Here is a 21,005-nt window from a genome sequence, read left to right as displayed (position 1 = left end):
GGCCCCATGGACGTCGGCATCCTGCTCATCCAGAGCCTGAACGCCTTCCAGTACGGCCTGTTGCTGTTCCTGGTGGCCAGCGGGCTCACGCTGATCTTCGGCATCATGGGGATCATCAACCTGGCGCACGGCAGCTTCTACATGATCGGCGCCTACATGGCGTTCGCGCTGGGGCCGGTGGTGGACCGCTGGCTCGGCGGCGGCTTCGTCGCCACCCTGGCGGTGTGCGTGCTGGCCGCGGCCGCGCTCGGCTATCTGCTGGAGGCGGCGTTCTTCAGCTACCTGTACCGCCGCAACCACCTGCAGCAGGTGCTGATGACCTACGGCCTGATCCTGGTGTTCGAGGAGCTGCGCAGCATCCTGGTCGGCAACGACGTCCACGGCGTGCCGCTGCCGTCCTGGCTGCAGGGCAGCATCGCGCTGGGCGACGTGATGACCTATCCGGTGTACCGGCTGTTCATCTCGGCGGTGGGCATCGCGGTGGCGCTGCTGCTGTACTGGGTCATCGCGCGCACGCGGCTCGGCATGATGCTGCGCGCCGGCGCCAGCAACCGCGAGATGACCGGATCGCTGGGCATCGACGTCAACAAGCTGTACCGGCTGGTGTTCGCCGCCGGCGTGGCGCTGGCGGCGCTGGCCGGCAGCATCGCCGCGCCGGTGTCGTCGGTGTATCCGGGCATGGGCAACGGCGTGCTCATCATCTGCTTCGTGGTGGTGGTGATCGGCGGCATCGGTTCGATCCGCGGCGCGTTCCTGGCGGCAATGCTGGTGGGCGTGGTCGAGACCTTCGGCCAGGTGCTGTTCCCCGCCGCCGCGGGCGTGCTGGTGTACGTGCTGATGGCCGCGATTCTGCTGTGCAAGCCCGAAGGGCTGTTCAAACAGGGCTGACCATGAATGTGAATCGACTCCTGCCTGTCGCGACCCTGCTGGCGCTGGCCGCCTTCGCCTGGAGCGGCAGCGACTACTACACCGGCCTGGCCGTGAAGATCATGATCTATGCGGTGTTCGCGCTCAGCCTGCAGTTGCTGGTGGGCGGCGCGGGGCTGGTCAGCCTGGGGCACGCGGCGTTCTTCGGCATCGGCGCCTATGCCGCCGCGCTGCTGTCGCCGTCATCGGAAGCGGCCAGCCTGTGGTGGCTGCTGCCGGCGGCGCTGCTGGCCGCGGCCGCCTACGCCGCGCTGACCGGCGCGCTGGCGCTGCGCACGCGCGGCGTGTACTTCATCATGGTGACGCTGGCCTTCGCGCAGATGGCGTACTACGTGTTCCACGACACCAAGGTCGGCGGCGGCAGCGACGGCATCTACCTGTATTTCCGGCCGCGGGCCGAGATCGGCGGCTGGCTGCCGTTCGACCTGGACCAGGGCAACGCCTACTACTTCTTCGTGCTGGCCTGCCTGGCGCTGACCTGGGGCTTCCTGGCCCTGCTGCGGCGCTCGCCCTTCGGCGCGGCGCTGGCCGGCATCCGCATCAACGAACAGCGCATGCGGGCGGCCGGCTATTCGACCTATCCGTACAAGCTGGCGGCGTATGTGATCGGCGCCGCGCTGGCGGGGCTGGCCGGCTTCCTGTTCGCGCTCAAGGACGGCTTCGTCACGCCCGAGCTGCTGGCCTGGGAACAATCAGGGCTGGTGCTGCTGATGGTGATCCTGGGCGGCATGGGCAGCCTGGGCGGCGCGGTGCTGGGCACGGCGACGCTGGTGCTGCTGCAGGAACTGTTCCAGTCGCAGGCGCTGTTCGGCGACTACGCGCGCCACTGGCACCTGCCGCTGGGCCTGGCCATCATCGCGCTGGTGGCGCTGCTGCCCGACGGGCTGGCCGGCCTGCCGGCGCAATGGCGCCGGCGCCACGCCCGCCACGCCCGCCACGCCCCGAACACGCCGGCCGCGCCGGCCGCATCGCCTGCCGCCAAACCGCTGCCTCTGCCGATCCAAGGAGAGCCCCATGCCTGATCCCCTGCTGACCGCCGACGCGGTCACCCGGCGCTTCGGCGGCCTGACCGCCGTCAACGGCGTGTCGCTGGCATTGCAACGCGGTGAAGTGCATGCCGTCATCGGCACCAACGGCGCGGGCAAGTCGACCCTCATCAACATCCTGTCCGGCGAACTGGCGCCCAGCAGCGGCCAGGTGTCGCTGGGCGGGCGCGACATCACCGCCTGGGGCCAGCCCGAGCGCGCCCGCGCCGGCCTGGGCCGCAGCTACCAGCGCTCGACCCTGTTCCCGGAACTAAGCGTGTTCGAGAACTGCCGGCTGGCCGCTCAGGCGCGGCGCCAGCGCTTCTGGCACTGGTGGCGGCCGGCCTCGGCCTGCGCGGTCAGCGCCGACCTGGCCGCGCAGGCGCTGGAACGCACCGGCCTGGCGGCCGACGCCGGGCGGCCGGCGGGCCTGCTGCCGCATGGCCGCAAGCGCCAGCTCGAGATCGCCATGTGCCTGGCCGGCGAACCGCGGGTGCTGCTGCTGGACGAGCCGCTGGCGGGCATGGGCCCGGAGGAAACCGACCGCATCCTGGCGCTGCTGCAGACGCTCAAGGCCAACCACGCCATCCTGCTGGTGGAGCACGACATGGACGCGGTGTTCCGCATCGCCGACACCATCACGGTGATGGTCAACGGCAGCAGCATCGCCAGCGGCGACCCGGCGCGGATCCGCGCCAATGCCGAGGTTCGCACCGCCTACCTGGGCGAGGACCTGGACGGAGCACACCCATGCGCGCACTGATCGAAGCCGACGGCCTGCACGTGTACTACGGCGCCAGCCACGTGCTGCGCGGCGTCGGCCTGCGCATCGGAGCCGGCGAGTCCGTGGGACTGGTGGGCCGCAACGGCATGGGCAAGACCACGCTGATCCGCAGCCTGGTCGGCCAGGTGCGCAGCGCCCAGGGCCGCGTAGCGGTGCGCGGCGCCGACTGCACCCGCGCCCGGCCGCACGCCATCGCGCAGATGGGCGTGGCCTACGTGCCCGAGGGCCGCGGCATCTTCCCCAACCTGAGCGTGCGCGAGAACCTGCTGGTGGCGGCGCGCGCCGGCGAACAGGGACGGCGCGACTGGACCTATGCGCGGGTACTGGAGACCTTTCCACGCCTGACGGAACGGCTGGGCCATGGCGGCCAGCAGTTGTCGGGCGGCGAGCAGCAGATGCTGGCGATCGGCCGGGCATTGATGACCAACCCCGACCTGCTGATCCTGGATGAAGCCACCGAAGGCCTGGCGCCGCTGATCGTGGCCGAGATCTGGAGGATCATCCGGCAGATCCGCGCCACCGGCATGTCGACGCTGATCGTCGACCGCAACTACCGCGCGGTGCTGGCGCACACCGACCGCTGCCTGGTGATGGAAAAGGGATTGATCGTGCAGGACGGCGACAGCGCGGCGCTGGCCGCCGCGCCCGAACAGCTGACGCGCTACCTGGGCGTCTGATTGCCCCGCGCCGCCTGCTCGCGGCGCGGGGCGGGCGCGTCAGATCAGCGCTTCGATCAGGAACGGGCCGCGGCGCTTCAGGCCGTCCTGCAAGGCGCGGGCGAAGCCTTCCACGGTATCGACGCTGACCGCCTCCACGCCCATGCCGCGCGCCAGGTGCGTCCAGTCCAGATACGGTTCTTCCAGGTCGAGCATGCGGCGCGCGTTGCGGCCCGGCTCCTGCACGCCCACGTTCTTCATTTCGCCGTGCAGCGTGGCATAGGAACGGTTGGCCAGGATCACCGTCAGGCAGTCCAGGTTCTCGCGCGCCTGCGTCCACAGCGCCTGCAAGGTGTACATGCCGCTGCCGTCCGCCTGCAGGGTGATGACCTTGCGGTCCGGGCAGGCCACCGCCGCGCCGGCCGCCATCGGCAGGCCGATGCCGATGGCGCCGCCGGTCAGCATCAGCCAGTCGTGCGGCGCGCTGCTGGCGCTGTAGATCGGGAATTCGCGGCCCTGGGTGATCGACTCGTCGCAGACGATGGCGTTCTCGGGCAGGTGGTGCGCCACCAGGATGTTGACGGCGGCGCCGGTCAGCTTGCCGCTGGCCGGCACCTCGTAGGCCGGCGCGGGCGCCGCCAGGCGCGGCGCGTCGGCGGCGATGCCGAGTTCGTCGGCCAGCCACTCCAGCGCGTGCGCCAGGTCCTGCTCGACGGTGGCCAGCACGATCTTCTCGCAATCCTCGGGCGCCAGCAGGCTGGGCTTGCCGGGATAGGCGAAAAAGCCCACCGGCGCCTTGGCGCCGACCAGCACCAGGTGGCGCACGTCCTTGAGCTTGGCCACGGCCAGGTCGATCGGGTACGGCAGCCGGTCCACCGGCGTGCGGTCGCCGCCGCGCTCGATGCGGCGGTTGGAAGTTTCGGACAGCAGCCGCACGCCGGTGGCGCGGGCGATGCGGCCGGCGGCCTTGAGGGCGCGTTCGCGCAGCGCGGTGCTGCCCAGCAGCAGCGTGGTGGTTTCGCCGGAACGGATCGCCTTGGCGGCGGCGCGCACCGCCTCGATGGTGGTGTGCGGCACGGCTTCGTCGACCACCTTGACCACCGCGGTGTCCGCCGGCAGTTCGGTCCAGGCGGAGTTGGCCGGCAGGATCAGGGTGGCGATGTTGCCCGGATGGCGGCGCGCCACGGTGATGGCCTCGGCGGCGTCAGCCGACATCGATTCGGCCGACATGCCGCGCTTGACCCAGTGCGACATGGGCCGCGCCACGCCTTCGACGTCGCTGGTGAGCGGGGCGTCGTACTGCACGTGGTAGGTGGCGTGGTCGCCGACGATGTTGACCATCGGCGTGCGCGCGCGCTTGGCGTTGTGCAGGTTGGCCAGGCCGTTGCCCAGGCCCGGCCCCAGGTGCAGCAACGTCGCCGCCGGCTTGTCGGCCATGCGCGCGTAGCCATCGGCGGCGCCCGTCACCACGCCTTCGAACAGGCCCAGCACGCAGCGCATCTTCGGTTTGCGATCCAGCGCCGCGACGAAGTGCATCTCGGACGTGCCCGGGTTGGCAAAGCAGACGTCCACATCATTGGCCAGAAGGGTATCGCAAAGACTATCAGCGCCGTTCATCGTGTTTCCCTGGTTGTAGGTGTTGGCTCGGGCCGGCGGCTGCTTGCCGGCCCGATAGGCATGATAGGTAGCGTAGCGCAAACCGGGTAGAGCCATTTGCGCGGGTCGGCATGGAACCATTCCCCAGGTTCCGGCAACCGGAATTCAGGCCGCCCCCAAGGCGGTGCCGCCAGGAGAAGGCCGCGCCTACGCCAGGATCTGTCCCAGAAATGCCTGCGCCCGCTCCGAACGCGGCGCCCGGAAGAAATTGTCCGGCGTGTCGGTCTCGACGATCGCGCCCTGGTCCATGAACACCACCCGGTCGCCCACCTCCCGCGCGAAGCCCATCTCGTGGGTCACGCAGACCATGGTCATGCCCTCGCGCGCCAGCGCCACCATGGTGTCCAGCACCTCCTTGACCATCTCCGGATCGAGCGCCGAGGTCGGCTCATCGAACAGCATGATCTTCGGCTGCATGCACAGCGCGCGGGCGATCGCCACGCGCTGCTTCTGGCCGCCGGACAACTGGCCCGGATACTTGGCGGCGTGCTGCGGGATCTTGACGCGCTCCAGGTACTGCATGGCCCGGCTTTCCGCCTCCGCCGGCGCCACGCCCTTGACCAGCATCGGCGCCAGCGTGCAGTTTTCCAGCACCGTCAGGTGCGGGAACAGGTTGAAGTGCTGGAACACCATGCCCACCTCGGCGCGGATGCGCTCGATGTTGCCGACGTCGTCGTTCAGCTCGATGCCGTCGACCACGATGGTGCCCTGCTGGTGCTCTTCCAGCCGATTCAGCAGGCGGATGGTGGTGGACTTGCCCGAGCCGGACGGGCCGCACAGGATCAGCTTTTCACCGGGGCGGACCTCCAGGTCCAGCCCGTCCAGCACCTTGAAATCGCCATACCATTTGGAGACGCCCCGCATCGTGATGATCGGCGCCGCGTAGTTCAATCCGTCCATCGCGTCAGGCCTTGGAAATGTCATGGTTGTCGCCGGCGCCGCTCCAGTAGCCCGGCACGGTCAGGCGCTTTTCCGAGCGCCGGAACAGATAGGCCAGCACGCTGCACAGCGCAAAATAGATGACGCCCACCATGGTGTAGACCGTCAGCGCCTGGAAGGTCGCGCCCGCCAGCATTTCGCCGGCGCGCATCAGTTCGTAGACACTGATCACCGCCACCAGCGAGGTCTCCTTGACCAGCACCAGCGCGTAGTTGCCCAGCGCCGGGAAGATGGTGCGCAGCGCCTGCGGCAGCACGATGCGCTGCAGCCGCTGCGTGCGCCGCAACCCCAGCGCGCGCGCCGCCTCGTACTGGCCGGCATCCACCGACTGGATGCCGCTGCGGAACAGCTCGGCCAGGTAGGCGCCGAAATTCAGCGTCAGCCCCAGCACGCCGGCCACGAAGCCGTTGATCACCACGCCTAGCTCCGGCAGGCCGTAGTAGATGTAGAACAGCTGCAGCAGCAGCGGCGTGCCGCGGATGATGTCGATGTAGACGCGCGCGGCGCGGCTCAGCGCCGGCCGCCGCGACAGGCGGCACAGGCACACCACCAGGCCCAGCGCCACCGCCAGGAAAGCCGAACAGAAGAACAGCGCCAGGGTCCAGAGCGTGCCCTCGGCCAGGGGACTCAGGTACATGCGCAACGTAGCGAAATCCAATTCTTGCTCCTTAACTCGTGCTGCTTATCCGTGCGGCGGCGGCCCTACTTGCTGAGCAGGTCGGACACGCCCCACTTCTGCCCGATGGCGGCGAGTTCGCCGTTGCGCTTCATCTCGGCCAGCGCGGCGTTGACGGCCTCCAGCAGCGCCGTGTTGCCCTTCTGCACCGCCATGCCCACCTGCCACTTGCGCTGCGGCTGGTAGCCGGTGTCCAGCTTCACGCCCGGGATGTTCTTGGTCTTGATCTGGTAGATGATGCTGGGCGGATCGACGATGCCCAGGTCGACGCGGCCGGCGCGCACGTCGGCCAGCAGCGTGGAATAGTCCTGGTAGGTCGAGACCTTGGTGCCGGGCATGTCCTTGATCATGTTGAACTGCACCGAGTCCACCAGCACGCCGACCTTCTGGCCCTGCATGTCCTCGAACTTGGCGTAGCGGCGGGTGGCCTTGTCGCTGACCACGATGCCCTCGCCCCATTCGTACACGGGCGCCGAAAAGTCGATGGCGCGGGCCCGCTCCTCGGTGATGAACAGCGGCGCCGACATCAGATCGGCGCGGCCCGAGGTCAGCGTCGGAATCAGGCCCGAGAACGGCACGTCGGCCAGCTTGTCGCTCGCGCCCAGGTGCTTGGCGACCGCGGCGGCCACGTCCACCATGATGCCTTCGAGCCGGTTCGACTGCGGGTTCTTGAAGCCGTGCGGCGGCGCCGACGCGGTGGTGACCACGTTCAAGGTCTTGTCGGCGCGCACCTCGTCGAGCGTGCGCGCCATGCTGGCGCCGGCCTGGGCCAGCAGCGCGGCCGAAGCCAGGCCGAGCAGGATGGATTTGAGTTTCATGCAATTCCCCTTGTATGAAATGGATGCCGCAATGCGCCGGTTCAGTCCGGACGTCCTTGCGGGTACTGCCGTACCGCCACCGCCGCCAACGCGCAGAATTCCTGCATGACGGTGGCGGCCAGGAACGCCGTGGCGCCCTGCACGTCCTGCGGCGGCGAAACGGTATTGACGTCGAAGGCCACGAAATTGAGCCCGGCCAGCTGGCGCAGCAGGGCCAGCCCTTCCTTGGGCGACAGGCCGCCCCACTCCGGCGTGCAGACGCCGGGCGCGCAGGACGGGTCGAAGATGTCCATGTCGAAGCACAGGTACACCGGCCGCTCGCCGATCTGTTGCTTGATGGCGTCGAGCGCGCCCTTCTGGTCCTCGTCGAACTCGTCGAAGGGCATGATGGTGTAGCCGACCTCGCGGCCGAACTCGATGACGCCCGGCATGAACGAACTGCCGCGCGTGCCCACGTGGAAGCTGCGCCGCACGTCCAGCAGGCCTTCCTCGGCGGCGCGGGTGAAGGTGGTGGCGGTGTTGTAGCCAGGGATCGGATAGGTGTCGGTGTGCGAGTCGAAATGCAGCACCACGAAGTCCGGGTGGCGTTGCGCCACGGCGCGCAATTGCGGCAGCGTCACGGCGCCGTCGCCGCCCATCGAGATCGGGATCGCGCCGGCGTCGAGGATGGCGCCGATGCCGGCCTCAATCAGCGGGTACGACGCGTCCGGATCGCCGGGATGGCATGCCACGTTGCCGACGTCGATCACGCGCAGGAACTCGGGCGGATTGTCGATGCCATGGCGGCGGAAGATGTCCACCGGCCGCAACAGCCGCGACTGTTCGCGGATCGCGTCCGGCCCCTGGCGCGAACCGACCCGGAACGGATGCGTGCCGCAGTCGAACGGGATGCCCACGACGCAGGCGCGCGCGGCGCCGGTTCCGGCGGCGCGCGCCGGCGGCAGGCCCATGAATCCCGACACGGGATGAAAGCGGACTTCGGCGGACGACGGCACAGCGCGGCTCCTTGGCGACGGCCCGCAAACGAGTGGCGGACCGAAATTTTAGATTCGATCAAATCGCTATACGATACGATCGTGTCAAAAATAGATTAACGCGCGCGCCAATGCCTCGCCAATTAGGGTGTTCCCCCTGATTGGAAAATTAATATCCGATCAAAACAGTATGAAATTGGCGCAACGGCGCACCCGGCTGGTGCATCGCCAACGCCCTGAATCAGCGCTTCGAATCAGCCCCCTCGGTTCGCGCCCGCGGGGACAATGCCCCAAGGCCGCGCCCGTGACGGAACGCCACCGCGATCAGGCCTCGTCGTCGTCCAGCGGCGCGGCGCGCAAGGCGCCCCCCGGCGGTTCGAGTTCGTAGAACGGATGCGAGCGCCCCAGCGTGCGCGACGCGCTGATGGCGTGCGCCGTCTCCACCACCTGCGGCCCGAACACGGCCTGCGCCTGCTCGAACGACCAGCGGCTCGACGGCACCGAGACATTGACGGCGCCCTGCGGCGTGCCGCCCGCATCCAGCACCGCCGCGCTGACGGTGATGTCGCCCGGATAGAACTCGCCGTTGGAACGCGCGTAGCCATGGCGGCGCGCGAATTCCAGTTCGGCCAGCAGCGCGTCCAGGTCGGTGATCGTGGCCGCGGTATACGCCTTGCGCTCACAGCGTTCCAGCAGCCCGCGCGCCACCTGCGGATCCAGCCGCGCCAGCACCGCGCGCCCCGCCGCCGTGCAATACAGCGGCAGCCGCATGCCGACCGGCATGTTGACGAACATTTCCTTGTGGGTGGCGAAGCGCGCCACGTAGACCATGTCCAGCCCGTCGGGCTCGGCCAGGCTGCAGGTTTCCTGGCAGTTGCGGTTGAGCGCGTGCAGGAACGGATTGCCGCCCAGCACCAGCGCGCTGGTCTGCACGTACTTCATGCCCAGCTCCAGCGACCACGGGCCCAGCGAGAACTTCTTGCTGGCCGGGTCCTTGCGCAGGTAGCCCAGCGTCCACAGCGTATGCGTGAAGCGCTGCACCGAACTCTTGCTCAGGCCGGTGGCCTCGGCCAGCTCCGGCAGCGTCATCGCCGGCCGCCCTTCGCTGAAGGCCCGCAGCACGGAAACGCCGCGCGCCAGCGCGGCGATGAACAAGGGGGAATCCTCGGGTCGGGTCTGCGTCATGGCGCGGGATGCGTCCGGTGGAAAAGCGCATAGCGTACCGCATAACGGTGCAGCCATATCGCATAACGATCCCGCCGCCCGCCCCCGAGGCCGCCCATCAAACAAAACGGCCCGCGCGAGGCGGGCCGTCCAGGGTCACCTCACCGCGTTCAGCGGATCGGCCACGGGTACATCGCGCCGCCCTTGCTCCACAGCGCGTTGGTGCCGCGTTGCAGGCCCAGCTTGCTGTCCTTGCCGACGTTGCGCTCGAACACTTCGCTGTAGTTGCCCACGGCCTTGATGGCGTTGTAGGCCCACTTCTCGTCCAGGCCCATGTTCTTGCCGGCGCCCGGCGTCACGCCCAGAATGCGCGCCACGTTGGGGTTGTTGCTCTTGAGCATCTCGTCCACGTTCTTCTGCGTGATGCCGTATTCCTCGGCCTCCAGCAGCGCGAACAGCGTCCAGCGGACGATGCCCAGCCAGTTCTCGTCGCCCTGGCGCACCATGGGGCCGAGCGGCTCCTTGGAGAAGCGTTCCGGCAGGATCTCGTAGTCGTCCGGCTTGGCGACCTGCGTGGCGCGCACGGCGGCCAGCTGCGAGGCGTCGTCGGTGAAGGCATCGCAACGGCCCGACTCGAAGGCGCGCACGACTTCGGTGACCTTGTCGATCACGACCGGCTTGAATTCGATGTTGTTGGCGCGGAACCAGTCGGCCAGGTTCAGTTCGGTGGTGGTGCCCGGCTGCACGCAGACGGTGGCGCCGTTCAGTTCCTTGGCGCTTTTCACGCCCAGCTTCTTGTTCACCAGGATGCCCTGGCCGTCATAGAAGCTGGCGGCCACGGCCGACAGGCCCAGCGAGGTGTCGCGGGTCTGCGTCAGCGTGACGGTGCGCAGCAGCACGTCGACTTCGCCCGATTGCAGCGCGGTGAAGCGTTGCTGGGTCGACAGCGCGGTGCCCTTGAATTTGGTCGGGTCGCCGAACACGGCGGCGGCGACGGCGCGGCAGATGTCCACGTCCATGCCTTCCCATTCGCCCTTGCTGTTGGTGGCCGAGAAGCCCGAAACGCCGTCGGTCAGGCCGCACTGCACGTAACCCTTCTTCTTGACCGCATCCAGCGTGGGGCCGGCCACCGCTGCCTGGGATGCACATGCCAGGGCGAGCGCGCCGGCAGCAAACGAAATCAACCGCTTCATTATTGCTTCTCCTGAATTAGATGCCCGCGCCGGCCTGTAGGCCCGCTGCGGCTGAAACCGAGCCCATGCTTTGCGGGCCGGCCGCCAGATTACGCGATGTCCACGGCGTGAACAACGCACACCGGCCTAGTGGAAACCCGAGTAGCAAACCGTTTGGGAGATGCACGCGAAGTCCGGTGATCGAACTTTATCGCGGGGTCCGCGCGGCGGTTGGCCGGACCCTGCGTGCCATACTTTTTTCGCGTCCTGACCGCCAGGAAACGCGATCACCATCCCTCAGGAAAACCGGCCGCGCCACTACAAAAAACCCGGGGCGCGCGTCGGCATTCGGCCGATTCATGGAGGAGACAAATCCATGGCACTTGCAAGGAAACCGCAGCCCAGCCACCGCGCGGCAAGACATCGCCGCAACGCCCTCAAGACCCTGCTCTGCACCGCCGTGGCCGCCATCGGCCTGGCGGCCGGCCCCGTCCACGCGGACGACTGGCCCAGCAAGCCGATCAAGGTCATCGTGCCCTACACGCCCGGCGGCTCCACCGACATCGTCACCCGCATCGTGATGGAAAAGCTCGGCCCGCGCCTGAAGCAGACCATCATTGTCGAGAACCGCCCCGGCGCCAACAGCAGCGTGGGCGCGTCGGTGGCCGCCAAGGCCGATCCCGACGGCTACACCTTCCTGTCGATCCTGCCCGCCTACATCATCAACTTCCATCTCTACAAGCTGGCCTACAAGCCCGAGGACCTGACGCCGGTGGCGCAGATGGCCGACCTGCCACTGTTCCTGTTCGTGTCGCAGGACCTGCCCGTCAACAGCGTGGCCGAGCTGGTGGAATACGCCCGCAAGCATCCGGACAAGCTCACCTACGCGTCCAGCGGCAACGGCTCCAGCGCCCACCTGACCGGCGCCGATTTCGCGCTGCGCAACAAGATCACCATGACGCACGTGGCCTACAAGGGCAGCGCGCCGATCCTGACCGACCTGCTGGGCGGCCGCGTGTCGATGGTGTTCGACCCGATCCTGGTGCCGATGCAGTACGTCAAGCAGAACCGCCTGAAGGCGCTGGGCTTCACCGGCCGGCAGCGCTGGCCGACCGAGCCGTCGATACCCACCATGGAGGAAGCCGGCATGCCGGGCTTCGTCACCGGCTCGTGGGCCGGCCTGATGGCGCCGGCCAACACGCCCAAGCCGATCATCGAACGCATGGCGCGCGAGATCAGCGAGATCGTGCGGGAGCCGGACGTGCGCCAGAAATTCCTGGATGCCGGCTTCCTGCCGGCCAGCGGCCCGACCGCCGAGTTCGCCGAGCTGATGCGGCAGGACTCGGCGCGCTACGCCGAGATCATCAGGCAGGCCCGCATCTCGGTGGATTGAGCAACACGGGGCGCCCGCCCGGCGCCCCACTGGAAACCAAGACGATGATCGACAAGTTCCTCGACACTCCCGCGGCCGCCGTGGCCGACATCCATGACGGCGCCACCGTGCTGGTCAGCGGCTTCGGCGGCGCCGGCATGCCCACCGAACTGCTGCACGCCCTGATCGAGCAGGGCGCGCGCGAACTCACCGTGGTCAGCAACAACGCCGGCAACCACGAGACCGGCCTGGCCGCGCTGATCAAGGCCGGCCGCGTGCGCAAGGTGATCTGCTCGTTTCCCAAGGCATCGCATTCGTGGGTCTTCGACGACCTGTACCGGCGCGGCGCCATCGAACTGGAATGCGTGCCGCAGGGCACCATCGCCGAACGGCTGCGCGCCGCCGGCGCCGGCCTGGGCGGCTTCTTCACCCCCACGGCCTACGGCACCGAACTGGCCACCGGCAAGGAGACCCGCATCATCGACGGCCGCGGCCATGTCTTCGAAACCCCGTTGCACGGCGACTTCGCGCTGGTCAAGGCCGACCTGGCGGACCGCTGGGGCAACCTCACCTACCGCAAGAGCGCGCGCAACTTCGGCCCCATCATGTGCATGGCCGCCAAGACCGCCATCGTGCAAGTGCGCGCCAGCGTGGCGCTGGGCGAGCTGTCGCCCGAGGCCGTCGTCACGCCCGGCATCTTCGTGCAGCGCGTCACCCGGGTGGCCCACGCCGCGTTCTCCAGCTGAAGGAATCCCCATGCCCACTCCCCTGAACCGCGAGGCCATGGCGCGACGCCTGGCGCAGGACATTCCCGACGGCAGCTACGTCAACCTGGGCATCGGCATGCCGGTGCTGGTGGCCGCGCAACTGCCGGCCGGCCGCGAGATCGTGCTGCACAGCGAAAACGGCATCCTCGGCATGGGCCCGCCGCCCGCCGAAGACGGGATCGACCTGGACCTGATCAACGCCGGCAAGCAACCGGTGACGCTGCTGGACGGCGGCGCCTATTTCCATCACGCCGACTCCTTCGCCATGATGCGCGGCGGCCACCTGGACATCTGCGTCATGGGCGGCATGCAGGTCGCGGCCAACGGCGACCTGGCCAACTGGTCGCTCGCCAGGCCGGGCGAGGCGCCCGCCGTGGGCGGCGCCATGGACCTGGCGGTGGGCGCGCGCCGCGTCTACATCCTGATGGAACACAACAGCAAGGACGGCTCGCCCAAGATCGTCGAACGCTGCACCTATCCGCTGACCGGCGCCGGCGTGGTCGACCGCATCTACACCGACCTGGCCGTGATCGACGTCACGCCCGACGGTCTGCGGGTCCGCGATATGATCGACGGCATGACACTGACCGCGCTGCAGGCGCGCACCGGCGCCCCGCTGCGCGCAGGCTGATGCTGCCCAACCTTCCCCCGCCCGGCTACGCCGCGCCCCTCGCCCCCGAAGACCATCCCGACCAGTTGCGCGGCGATCCGGACTACATGCTGACGCTGGCGCGCGGCCTGCACGTGATCCGCGCCTTCGGCACCCGCCGCCATCCGCAGACCGCGGCCGAGCTGGCGCGCCGCGCCGGCCTGCCGCGCGCGGTGGTGCAGCGCTGCCTGCACACGCTGATCCTGCTGGGCATCGCCGAACAGCACGGCCGCCAGTACATCCTGACGCCGCGCATCCTGGGGCTGGGCTACGCGTACTTCTCGTCCACGCCATTCGTGTCGCTGGCGCAGCCGGTGCTGGAGGAACTGAGCGCCACCGTCAACGAGACCTGCGCGCTGGCCATCATGGAAGGGCACGAGATGCTGTACCTGGCGCGCTCGGAAGTGAACCGCCTGCTGGCCACCTCGATGGGACTGGGCAGCAGGCTGCCGGCCTATTGCACCTCGATCGGCCGGGTGCTGCTGGCGCAGTTGTCCGAGCCGGCCCTGGCGCGCTACTTCGCCGCCATCGACTTGCAGCCGTACACCGAATTCACGCTGACCACCGAAGCGCGGCTGCGGGCCGAGCTGGCGCGCATCCGCGAGCAGGACTACGCGGTGGTCGACCAGGAACTGGAATTGAATGTGCGCGCCATCTCGGTGCCGGTGCGCTCGGCCAGCGGCAAGGCCTGCGGCGCCGTCAACGTCAGCGTCAAGGCGGCGCGGGTGCCGCTGGAACGATTGACGGGGGAATTCCTGGCGCCGATGCGCCAGGCGGTGGCCAGGATCGGGGAATTCCTGGCGGCCTGAGCGGCCGCCCCCGCCTTACAGGTCGGTGGTGTCGAGCGTGAACGCGGCGGCGGCGCGGCCGATGCGGTCGTTGACCGCGTGCCACGCGTCATCGGCCGGCGGCGCCTGCACGATGATGCGCGCGAAGCCCTGGCCGTCCAGATCACGCAGCAAGGCGTACAGCGCCTGGGCGTAACGCGCCGGATCGGCCGGCACCTGTTGCCACTGGATGCGCGCATCGACGGCCGCCGGCGGCGGCGTGTACGCCACCACCACGACCTTGCCCGGGGGCAGGCCGCGGCCTTGCAGCGCGGCTTGCAGGCGCGCATCGGACGCCAGCTCCAGCGCGGTGCGCGGCGCATAGTGCGCCTTGAGCGTGCCCGAGGCGCGCGGCGCGGCGGCGTCGGGCGCGAACACTTGCACGCCCAGCACCGCCTCGATCTGCGCGGCGCTGATATGGCCGGGGCGCAGCAGCACCGGGCCGGCGCCGCGGTCCAGCCGCGACAGGTCCAGGATGGTGGATTCGATGCCGACCTCGGAGGCGCCGCCCTCCAGCACCGGCATGCCGGCCGCGACCTCGTCGGGGAATTCGCTGCGGACGTGGTCGGCGCGGGTCGGCGAGACCTGGCCGAACTTGTTGGCCGACGGCGCGGCCACGCCGCCCTGCCCGTTCGGCTTGCCGGCCGCGAACGCCGCCAGCAGCGCCTGCGCCACCGGATGCGAGGGGCAGCGGATGCCGATGCTGTCCTGGCCGCCGCTGACGGTGTCGGCGATGTGCGGCGCGCGCTTGAGGATCAGCGTCAGCGGACCGGGCCAGAAGGCGTCGATCAGCAGGCGCGCCTCGGGCGGCACGTCGGCCGCCCAGTACGACAGGTCGCCCTGCGGCGCGATGTGCACGATCACCGGATGGTTCGACGGCCGGCCCTTGGCGGCGTAGATCTTGCCCACCGCCCGCGGGTTCTCGGCGTCCGCGCCCAGGCCGTAGACGGTCTCGGTCGGGAACGCGGCCAGCTCGCCGGCCAGCAGGCGCCGGGCGGCGTCGGCGATGTCCGCGGCGCTGGCGGAGTCGAACGGAGCAGACATGGCGTTACTCGGGCGCCTGCATGCCCAGCGCGGCGGCCACGCGCGCCGCGTCGGCCTGGGCCTGTTGCAGCGTCGGCGCGACGATGGTGACGTGGCCCATCTTGCGGCCGCGGCGCGCCTCGCGCTTGCCGTACAGGTGCAGCTTGGCCGTGGGCACCGCCAGCGCGGCGGCCCAGTCGGGCTCGCGCTGCGCGTCGCCGGTGGCCGACGGATACCAGATGTCGCCCAGGATGTTCAGCATCACGGCCGGCGCCAGCAGGTCGGTGCCGCCCAGCGGCAGGCCGGCCATGGCGCGCGCCTGCTGCTCGAACTGGCTGGTGAGGCAGGCGTCCATGGTGTAGTGGCCGCTGTTGTGCGGACGCGGCGCGATCTCGTTGACGATCAGGCTGCCGTCCTTGAGCACGAAGAATTCCACGCACAGCACGCCGTGGTAGCCCAGGCCCTGCGCGATGGCCTGCGCGGCCGCGGTGGCCTGCGCCTGGCGTTCGGCATGGGCGGCGTCGAGCTTGACCGGCGCCGCCGTCGACACGGCCAGGATGCCGTCGCGGTGGACGTTGCGCGCCACCGGGAACACCACGCTGGCGCCGTCGAAACCGCGCGCGATCACGACCGAAATTTCGTAGTCCAGCGGCATCAGCGCTTCCAGCACGCAGGCCACGCCGCCGAACTCGGCGAACGCGGCCAGCGCGGCCTCGCGCGTGTCGATGCGGGCCTGGCCCTTGCCGTCGTAACCCAGGCGCGCGACCTTGAGGATGCCGGGGAACAGGCTGTCGGGCGCGGCGCGCAGGTCGGCTTCGCTGCGGATGGCGGCGTGCGGCGCGACCGGGATGCCCTGGCTGGCGATGAAGGCCTTCTCGGCGATGCGGTCCTGCACGATGGCGACCGCGTCGGCGGCCGGGCTGACGCGACAGCGCGCCGCCAGCGCGCGCAGGCTGTCGGCCGGCACGTTCTCGAATTCGGTGGTGACGGCCTGACAGGTCTGCGCCAGGCGCGCGAGGCCGTCTTCGTCGTCATAGGCGGCCTGGATGTGCAGGTCCGCCACCATGCCCGCCGGGCATTCGGCGGCCGGGTCCAGCACCGCGACCTTGTAGCCCAGGCTTTGCGCCGCGTGGCAGAACATGCGGCCCAGCTGGCCGCCGCCCAACAGGCCGAGCCAGCCGCCGGGGGCAATGGTGAAAGCAGTCGATTGCGTCATACGGATCAAGCCTCGGGCGGAACCTTCATGTCGCGCGCGGCCTGCGTCTGGCGCGCGCGGAATGCCACCAGCTTCTTGTGCAGGCCGGCGTCGGTGCCCGCCAGCGTGGCGATCAGGTGCAGCGCGGCGTTGGCGGCGCCGGCCTCGCCGATGGCGAAGGTGGCGACCGGCACGCCCTTGGGCATCTGCACGATGGACAGCAGCGAATCCTCGCCGCGCAGGTACTTGGACGGCACCGGCACGCCGAACACCGGCACTTCGGTCAGGGCCGCCATCATGCCCGGCAGGTGGGCCGCGCCGCCGGCGCCGGCGATGATGCCGCGCAGGCCGCGATCAAACGCGGCGGCGCCGTATTCGGCCATGTCCTGCGGCATGCGGTGCGCGGAGATCACGCGCGCCTCGTGCGGCACGCCGAAGTCTTCCAGCATGGTGACCGCGTGCTTCATGACCTCCCAATCGCTGGAAGAACCCATAATCACGCCCACCACGGGGGTGGCGTCTGCCGCTGCGGAAGTCTTGGCTGTCATAACCGGTGTCGAGTCGTTGAAAGGCTGCGGCCAGGCCGCGAAACCCGGTATTTTACCCGGCGCCGGCGGCAGCCTATGGCGTGGCGCCGGATCCCAGCCAGAGATAGCCCGTGGGATTGTCCGGGCAGGGCCCGAAACCGCATTGCAGCGTGGTGCTGCCCAGGTTGGCCAGGACCGTGATGAAAAACAGGGCCATGACCAGCATGCCCAGCGCCGGCACCGGCCGCTTGAGCATGTTGTCGCCCCACTTGCGGTCGGCCGACAGCATGATCACGCAGAACACGATCAGGCCGCAGAAGGCGATGAAGGCCCAGGTATAGAAGTGCAGGCCGAGGAACGGCGTGCCGTAGCCGGGATCGCCGGGAGCGATGTGCAGCAGGATCTGCCGGCCCGACGCCACCATGCCGCCCAGCGCGGCGGCGATGGTCATGGCGTAGTGCATGGGCGACGGCCCCAGCCGCAGGTTCAGCAGCAGCCCCACCCCGGCCAGCATGAAGGCCACCCGTTGCAGCAGGCACAGCGGGCACGGCACTTCGTCATAGGCGAATTGCCAGGCGAAGGCCATGACCAGAATGGCCGTCACGGCCAGCAGGGCCAGGCCGTTGAGCAGGCGCGAACCGCGCGCCGGATTGCGGGAAAAGATCATGGCGGCGGACCTAGAGCGACAGCGCCAGCGGACTGGTCATGTGGAACTGGCACCACGCGGCGAACACCCCCAGGGTGATCAGCCAGAAGGCGACGCAGGGTCGGCGCTTGCCCAGCAGGCCGAACCACACGGCGATCAGGCCGGTCAGGAAAGGCAACATCATGATCATGCGCAGCTCCTTTCTACATCCGGCGGGCATGGCGCCCTGGCGGCGGCTGCGGGCCGCGTCGTCCGGCAAGTTGGCAGAGGGGAAGCCGCGCGGGCGCGCCGGCTTCCGGGTGCAGGTTGCCGGCGAGTATAACGTAACAATAAGCAATAATTCTTACCGAAAAGCAGGGATTTCCCTGATCGGCGGCGCCTCGTGGACAAAAAAAACCGCCCGGCGGACGGGCGGCTTTTTCGAGGCGGGCGCGGATCAGGCGATCAGGCGATCCAGCGCTTCGCGGTACTTCGCGGCGGTCTTTTCCAGCACGTCCTGCGGCAGGCGCGGGGCGGGCGGGGTCTTGTCCCAGGTCTGGGTCTCGAGCCAGTCGCGCACGAACTGCTTGTCGAACGAGGGCGGGCTGATGCCGACGCGGTAGCCGTCGGCCGGCCAGAAGCGCGACGAATCCGGCGTCAGCACTTCGTCCATCAGGTACAGCGTGCCGTCGTCGTCCAGGCCGAACTCGAACTTGGTGTCGGCGATGATGATGCCCTTGGTGGCGGCGAACCTGGCGGCCTCGGCGTACAGCTTGAGCGTGACGTCGCGGATGCGCTCGGCCATTTCCTGGCCGACTTCCTTGACCACGTGGGCGAAGTCGACGTTTTCGTCGTGCATGCCGAACTCGGCCTTGGCGGCCGGCGTGAAGATCGGCTCGGGCAACTGGCTGGCCTGCTGCAGGCCGGCGGGCAGCTTGATGCCGCACACGGCGCCGGTGGCCTGGTAGTCCTTCCAGCCGGAACCGATCAGGTAGCCGCGGGCCACCGCTTCCACCAGGATCGGCTTGAGGCGCTTGACCACCACGGCGCGGCCGCGCACCTGGTCGACTTCATCGGGCGCCACCACGTCTTCCGGCTTGATGCCGGTGGAGTGGTTCGGCAGGATGTGGGCCAGCTTCTGCAGCCAGAACTCGGTCAGTTCGGTCAGCACCTGCCCCTTGCCGGGGATGGGATCGTCGAGGATGACGTCGAACGCCGAAATGCGGTCCGACGCGACGATCAGCAACTTGTCGTCGCCCACCGCGTACATGTCGCGGACCTTACCGCGGCCCAGCAGCGGCAAGGACTTGATGCTGGATTGATGCAAAGCAGAAGTCACGGAAAAATGGCCTATGGCAAAAATGGGGGTCGCGCAAAGCGCATAGGTTACTGCAAATAGCCCCGTCTTGCCGGGCGGCGGACGGCGGGTTAGTCTGGCCGCGTTCCAATATATGCGCCGACCGCGGATCGCGTCACGGCGCCCCCTTTTCACCTGGAGGAGACACAGTCGTATGCAGGATGCAACCCAGAAACGCCCGCCCCACGCCGACGCGCAGGTCCACCTGACCGGTGGCTGCCAATGCGGCGCGGTGCGCTACGCGGTGACCGATGAACCCATCATGGCGGCCACCTGTCATTGCCGCGATTGCCAGTATTCCAGCGGCGGCGCGCCGGCCCACGCGCTGATCCTGCCGGCCGGCTCGGTCACCCTGCTGCGCGGCAAGGCGCGCGAGCATCGCTACCAGGGCGATTCAGGCCACACCGTCATGCGCAGCTTCTGTGCGGACTGTGGCACGCCGCTGTTCGGCGGCTCGGAAGGCATGGCCTACGAGGTGGTGCGGGCCGGCTCGCTCGACGACCCCGAGGCCTTCCACACCCGCGTCAGCCTGTGGACCGACTCGGCGCCGTCCTGGCACCACGTCGACAAGACCGTGCCGAACTTCCCCCGCAACGCCCCGCCCGCCTGAGCCGGGCGCGACGCGCACGAAAAAAAAGGCGGGCCCGCGAGGGCCCGCCTTTTTTGCTGCCCGCCTCCCGGGGGAGGCGGCCGGCCACTTACTGAACCACCTGGGCCAGCTTGCCGGCGGCGTACTGGGCGGCGATTTCGGTCAGCGGCAGGGCCTTGATCTTGCTGGCGTTGCCGGCGGTGCCGAATTCCGTGTAGCGAGCCACACAGATCGCCTTGGCGGCGGCGCGGGCCGGCTTCAGGTATTCGCGCGGGTCGAACTTCTCGGGGTTCTCGGCGAAGAAGCGGCGGATGGCGCCGGTCATGGCCAGACGGATATCGGTGTCGATATTGATCTTGCGCACGCCGTACTTGATGGCTTCCTGGATTTCCTCGACCGGCACGCCGTAGGTTTCCTTCATGTTGCCGCCGAATTCACGGATCTCGGCCAGCAGTTCCTGCGGCACGCTGGAGCTGCCGTGCATCACCAGGTGGGTGTTGGGCAGGCGGGCGTGGATTTCCTTGATGCGGGCGATCGACAGGATGTCGCCGGTGGGCTTGCGCGTGAACTTGTAGGCGCCGTGGCTGGTGCCGATGGCGATGGCCAGGGCGTCCAGCTGGGTGCGGCGCACGAAGTCGGCGGCCTGCTCCGGATCGGTCAGCAGCTGGTCCATGGTCAGCTTGCCGTCGGCGCCGTGGCCGTCTTCCTTGTCGCCTTCCATGGTTTCGAGCGAGCCCAGGCAGCCCAGTTCGCCCTCGACCGTCACGCCCAGCTTGTGGGCCACGTCCACCACCTTCTTGGTGACGTCGACGTTGTAGTCGTAGTCGGCGATGGTCTTGCCGTCTTCCTTCAGCGAGCCGTCCATCATGACGCTGGAGAAGCCCAGATCGATGGCGCCCTGGCAGACCTTGGGCGACTGGCCGTGGTCCTGGTGCATGACCACGGGAATGTGCGGGTAGGACTCCACGGCGGCCTGGATCAGGTGCTTCAGGAAGCCTTCGCCGGCGTACTTGCGGGCGCCGGCCGAGGCTTGCATGATCACCGGGCTGTCGGTCTCCGCCGCGGCTTCCATGATGGCCTGGACCTGTTCCAGGTTATTGACGTTGAATGCCGGAATGCCGTAGCCGTGCTCGGCGGCGTGGTCGAGCAACTGGCGCATGGAGACTAGGGCCATGTGTGGTCCTCCTTAGGTACTGTCGATTGAAAGATGGTTGAAATCAAGCGGGATGGTGGGATTTTACGGGGGATTCGAAGAAAGGTCTTGAAACCGCCGGTATCCTATC

General features: G+C 68.8%; 23 protein-coding genes. 9 read left to right on the top strand and 14 right to left on the bottom strand.

Going from position 1 to position 21,005, the window contains the following annotated elements; translation table 11 throughout:
* Nucleotides 1-6 precede the first annotated feature (6 nt).
* From AOZ53_RS16420 to AOZ53_RS16405, 4 genes are read left to right on the top strand one after another with little or no spacing between them, the layout of a single operon-like run.
* Nucleotides 7-888, top strand: a complete 882-nt coding sequence (locus AOZ53_RS16420) for a branched-chain amino acid ABC transporter permease (RefSeq protein ID WP_054428472.1) — start codon at nucleotides 7-9, stop codon at nucleotides 886-888.
* Nucleotides 889-890: 2 nt separating this feature from the next.
* Nucleotides 891-1,949 carry a branched-chain amino acid ABC transporter permease gene (locus tag AOZ53_RS16415; RefSeq protein ID WP_054488511.1) on the top strand — a complete coding sequence of 353 codons (1,059 nt, stop codon included), beginning with the start codon at nucleotides 891-893 and terminating at the stop codon, nucleotides 1,947-1,949.
* Nucleotides 1,942-2,715, top strand: coding sequence for an ABC transporter ATP-binding protein (locus AOZ53_RS16410; RefSeq protein WP_054428474.1), 774 nt, complete (start codon nucleotides 1,942-1,944; stop codon nucleotides 2,713-2,715). Before AOZ53_RS16415 ends, AOZ53_RS16410 begins: the two co-directional genes overlap by 8 nt.
* Nucleotides 2,703-3,413, top strand: coding sequence for an ABC transporter ATP-binding protein (locus AOZ53_RS16405; RefSeq protein WP_054428475.1), 711 nt, complete (start codon nucleotides 2,703-2,705; stop codon nucleotides 3,411-3,413). Before AOZ53_RS16410 ends, AOZ53_RS16405 begins: the two co-directional genes overlap by 13 nt.
* 39 nt (nucleotides 3,414-3,452) lie before the next feature.
* On the opposite strand, the gene AOZ53_RS16400 is transcribed toward AOZ53_RS16405, so the two are convergent.
* From AOZ53_RS16400 to AOZ53_RS16370, 7 genes are all read right to left on the bottom strand, one after another.
* On the bottom strand, nucleotides 3,453-5,009 hold the full coding sequence (locus AOZ53_RS16400) for an acetolactate synthase large subunit (protein ID WP_054488546.1): 1,557 nt from the start codon (nucleotides 5,007-5,009) through the stop codon (nucleotides 3,453-3,455).
* A 186-nt stretch (nucleotides 5,010-5,195) separates the two neighbouring features.
* Entirely contained in the window at nucleotides 5,196-5,948 is a 753-nt protein-coding gene (locus AOZ53_RS16395; RefSeq protein ID WP_054476105.1) for an amino acid ABC transporter ATP-binding protein, read from the bottom strand.
* Nucleotides 5,949-5,952: 4 nt separating this feature from the next.
* Nucleotides 5,953-6,645 (bottom strand): amino acid ABC transporter permease, encoded by a 693-nt coding sequence (locus AOZ53_RS16390; protein ID WP_006390795.1) that lies wholly within the window; start codon nucleotides 6,643-6,645, stop codon nucleotides 5,953-5,955.
* Between the two features lie 44 nt (nucleotides 6,646-6,689).
* Nucleotides 6,690-7,481: an ABC transporter substrate-binding protein gene (locus AOZ53_RS16385; RefSeq protein ID WP_054428477.1), complete on the bottom strand. Its 792-nt coding sequence runs from the start codon at nucleotides 7,479-7,481 to the stop codon at nucleotides 6,690-6,692.
* Nucleotides 7,482-7,522: 41 nt separating this feature from the next.
* Nucleotides 7,523-8,431, bottom strand: a complete 909-nt coding sequence (locus AOZ53_RS16380) for an arginase family protein (protein WP_054429206.1) — start codon at nucleotides 8,429-8,431, stop codon at nucleotides 7,523-7,525.
* 348 nt (nucleotides 8,432-8,779) lie between these two features.
* Nucleotides 8,780-9,640 carry an IclR family transcriptional regulator gene (locus tag AOZ53_RS16375; protein ID WP_054476104.1) on the bottom strand — a complete coding sequence of 287 codons (861 nt, stop codon included), beginning with the start codon at nucleotides 9,638-9,640 and terminating at the stop codon, nucleotides 8,780-8,782.
* 149 nt (nucleotides 9,641-9,789) lie between these two features.
* Nucleotides 9,790-10,812 (bottom strand): amino acid ABC transporter substrate-binding protein, encoded by a 1,023-nt coding sequence (locus AOZ53_RS16370; protein ID WP_054428479.1) that lies wholly within the window; start codon nucleotides 10,810-10,812, stop codon nucleotides 9,790-9,792.
* Between the two features lie 355 nt (nucleotides 10,813-11,167).
* Here AOZ53_RS16370 and AOZ53_RS16365 point away from each other — a divergent pair, with 355 nt between their 5' ends.
* The 4 genes from AOZ53_RS16365 to AOZ53_RS16350 are packed head-to-tail and all read left to right on the top strand — an operon-like array spanning nucleotide 11,168 to nucleotide 14,388.
* Nucleotides 11,168-12,184, top strand: a complete 1,017-nt coding sequence (locus tag AOZ53_RS16365) for a Bug family tripartite tricarboxylate transporter substrate binding protein (protein WP_054476102.1) — start codon at nucleotides 11,168-11,170, stop codon at nucleotides 12,182-12,184.
* 44 nt (nucleotides 12,185-12,228) lie between these two features.
* Nucleotides 12,229-12,909 (top strand): 3-oxoacid CoA-transferase subunit A, encoded by a 681-nt coding sequence (locus AOZ53_RS16360; protein ID WP_054476100.1) that lies wholly within the window; start codon nucleotides 12,229-12,231, stop codon nucleotides 12,907-12,909.
* Nucleotides 12,910-12,919: 10 nt separating this feature from the next.
* Nucleotides 12,920-13,561 (top strand): 3-oxoacid CoA-transferase subunit B, encoded by a 642-nt coding sequence (locus AOZ53_RS16355; RefSeq protein WP_054488509.1) that lies wholly within the window; start codon nucleotides 12,920-12,922, stop codon nucleotides 13,559-13,561.
* Complete coding sequence (locus tag AOZ53_RS16350) at nucleotides 13,561-14,388, top strand: IclR family transcriptional regulator domain-containing protein (RefSeq protein ID WP_054428483.1); 828 nt, start codon at nucleotides 13,561-13,563, stop codon at nucleotides 14,386-14,388. The genes AOZ53_RS16355 and AOZ53_RS16350 overlap by 1 nt, the downstream gene beginning before the upstream one ends.
* 15 nt (nucleotides 14,389-14,403) lie before the next feature.
* Here AOZ53_RS16350 and AOZ53_RS16345 read toward each other — a convergent pair whose 3' ends face one another.
* From AOZ53_RS16345 to AOZ53_RS16325, 6 genes are all read right to left on the bottom strand, one after another.
* Nucleotides 14,404-15,450: an L-threonylcarbamoyladenylate synthase gene (locus tag AOZ53_RS16345; protein ID WP_054428484.1), complete on the bottom strand. Its 1,047-nt coding sequence runs from the start codon at nucleotides 15,448-15,450 to the stop codon at nucleotides 14,404-14,406.
* A gap of 4 nt (nucleotides 15,451-15,454) precedes the next feature.
* Nucleotides 15,455-16,645: a 5-(carboxyamino)imidazole ribonucleotide synthase gene (locus AOZ53_RS16340; RefSeq protein ID WP_054428485.1), complete on the bottom strand. Its 1,191-nt coding sequence runs from the start codon at nucleotides 16,643-16,645 to the stop codon at nucleotides 15,455-15,457.
* Between the two features lie 5 nt (nucleotides 16,646-16,650).
* Nucleotides 16,651-17,172 carry a 5-(carboxyamino)imidazole ribonucleotide mutase gene (gene purE, locus AOZ53_RS16335; protein WP_054428486.1) on the bottom strand — a complete coding sequence of 174 codons (522 nt, stop codon included), beginning with the start codon at nucleotides 17,170-17,172 and terminating at the stop codon, nucleotides 16,651-16,653.
* A gap of 73 nt (nucleotides 17,173-17,245) precedes the next feature.
* Nucleotides 17,246-17,818 carry a disulfide bond formation protein B gene (locus AOZ53_RS16330; protein WP_054476092.1) on the bottom strand — a complete coding sequence of 191 codons (573 nt, stop codon included), beginning with the start codon at nucleotides 17,816-17,818 and terminating at the stop codon, nucleotides 17,246-17,248.
* Nucleotides 17,819-17,828: 10 nt separating this feature from the next.
* Nucleotides 17,829-17,987: a DUF5993 family protein gene (locus AOZ53_RS34720; protein ID WP_197286495.1), complete on the bottom strand. Its 159-nt coding sequence runs from the start codon at nucleotides 17,985-17,987 to the stop codon at nucleotides 17,829-17,831.
* 246 nt (nucleotides 17,988-18,233) lie between these two features.
* The gene (locus AOZ53_RS16325; RefSeq protein WP_054428488.1) at nucleotides 18,234-19,115 is read right to left on the bottom strand and encodes a phosphoribosylaminoimidazolesuccinocarboxamide synthase; all 882 of its coding nucleotides are present in this window, start codon (nucleotides 19,113-19,115) and stop codon (nucleotides 18,234-18,236) included.
* A gap of 172 nt (nucleotides 19,116-19,287) precedes the next feature.
* Here AOZ53_RS16325 and AOZ53_RS16320 point away from each other — a divergent pair, with 172 nt between their 5' ends.
* Entirely contained in the window at nucleotides 19,288-19,743 is a 456-nt protein-coding gene (locus AOZ53_RS16320) for a GFA family protein (protein ID WP_054428489.1), read from the top strand.
* An 88-nt stretch (nucleotides 19,744-19,831) separates the two neighbouring features.
* On the opposite strand, the gene fba is transcribed toward AOZ53_RS16320, so the two are convergent.
* Nucleotides 19,832-20,896, bottom strand: coding sequence for a class II fructose-bisphosphate aldolase (fba, locus tag AOZ53_RS16315; protein WP_006390811.1), 1,065 nt, complete (start codon nucleotides 20,894-20,896; stop codon nucleotides 19,832-19,834).
* Nucleotides 20,897-21,005 lie beyond the last annotated feature (109 nt).

It is taken from the genome of Achromobacter sp. 2789STDY5608621 (assembly GCF_001299375.1).
In the GTDB taxonomy this organism is placed as follows: domain Bacteria; phylum Pseudomonadota; class Gammaproteobacteria; order Burkholderiales; family Burkholderiaceae_B; genus Achromobacter; species Achromobacter insuavis.
Note: the sequence above shows the minus strand (reverse complement) of the source record. Positions and strands in the feature narration are given on the sequence as shown.

What these genes read in the sequence shown, in the direction of transcription:
- AOZ53_RS16360 (WP_054476100.1), top strand. Translation starts at nt 12,229, where the DNA reads ATGATCGACAAGTTCCTCGACACTCCCGCGGCCGCCGTGGCCGACATC.
- AOZ53_RS16415 (WP_054488511.1), top strand. Translation starts at nt 891, where the DNA reads ATGAATGTGAATCGACTCCTGCCTGTCGCGACCCTGCTGGCGCTGGCC.
- AOZ53_RS16380 (WP_054429206.1), bottom strand. Translation starts at nt 8,431, where the DNA reads ATGGGCCTGCCGCCGGCGCGCGCCGCCGGAACCGGCGCCGCGCGCGCC.
- AOZ53_RS16370 (WP_054428479.1), bottom strand. Translation starts at nt 10,812, where the DNA reads ATGAAGCGGTTGATTTCGTTTGCTGCCGGCGCGCTCGCCCTGGCATGT.
- fba (WP_006390811.1), bottom strand. Translation starts at nt 20,896, where the DNA reads ATGGCCCTAGTCTCCATGCGCCAGTTGCTCGACCACGCCGCCGAGCAC.
- AOZ53_RS16400 (WP_054488546.1), bottom strand. Translation starts at nt 5,009, where the DNA reads ATGAACGGCGCTGATAGTCTTTGCGATACCCTTCTGGCCAATGATGTG.
- AOZ53_RS16345 (WP_054428484.1), bottom strand. Translation starts at nt 15,450, where the DNA reads ATGTCTGCTCCGTTCGACTCCGCCAGCGCCGCGGACATCGCCGACGCC.
- AOZ53_RS16350 (WP_054428483.1), top strand. Translation starts at nt 13,561, where the DNA reads ATGCTGCCCAACCTTCCCCCGCCCGGCTACGCCGCGCCCCTCGCCCCC.
- AOZ53_RS16340 (WP_054428485.1), bottom strand. Translation starts at nt 16,645, where the DNA reads ATGACGCAATCGACTGCTTTCACCATTGCCCCCGGCGGCTGGCTCGGC.
- purE (WP_054428486.1), bottom strand. Translation starts at nt 17,172, where the DNA reads ATGACAGCCAAGACTTCCGCAGCGGCAGACGCCACCCCCGTGGTGGGC.
- AOZ53_RS16375 (WP_054476104.1), bottom strand. Translation starts at nt 9,640, where the DNA reads ATGACGCAGACCCGACCCGAGGATTCCCCCTTGTTCATCGCCGCGCTG.
- AOZ53_RS16395 (WP_054476105.1), bottom strand. Translation starts at nt 5,948, where the DNA reads ATGGACGGATTGAACTACGCGGCGCCGATCATCACGATGCGGGGCGTC.
- AOZ53_RS16320 (WP_054428489.1), top strand. Translation starts at nt 19,288, where the DNA reads ATGCAGGATGCAACCCAGAAACGCCCGCCCCACGCCGACGCGCAGGTC.
- AOZ53_RS16355 (WP_054488509.1), top strand. Translation starts at nt 12,920, where the DNA reads ATGCCCACTCCCCTGAACCGCGAGGCCATGGCGCGACGCCTGGCGCAG.
- AOZ53_RS34720 (WP_197286495.1), bottom strand. Translation starts at nt 17,987, where the DNA reads ATGATCATGATGTTGCCTTTCCTGACCGGCCTGATCGCCGTGTGGTTC.
- AOZ53_RS16330 (WP_054476092.1), bottom strand. Translation starts at nt 17,818, where the DNA reads ATGATCTTTTCCCGCAATCCGGCGCGCGGTTCGCGCCTGCTCAACGGC.
- AOZ53_RS16365 (WP_054476102.1), top strand. Translation starts at nt 11,168, where the DNA reads ATGGCACTTGCAAGGAAACCGCAGCCCAGCCACCGCGCGGCAAGACAT.
- AOZ53_RS16410 (WP_054428474.1), top strand. Translation starts at nt 1,942, where the DNA reads ATGCCTGATCCCCTGCTGACCGCCGACGCGGTCACCCGGCGCTTCGGC.
- AOZ53_RS16420 (WP_054428472.1), top strand. Translation starts at nt 7, where the DNA reads ATGGACGTCGGCATCCTGCTCATCCAGAGCCTGAACGCCTTCCAGTAC.
- AOZ53_RS16405 (WP_054428475.1), top strand. Translation starts at nt 2,703, where the DNA reads ATGCGCGCACTGATCGAAGCCGACGGCCTGCACGTGTACTACGGCGCC.
- AOZ53_RS16385 (WP_054428477.1), bottom strand. Translation starts at nt 7,481, where the DNA reads ATGAAACTCAAATCCATCCTGCTCGGCCTGGCTTCGGCCGCGCTGCTG.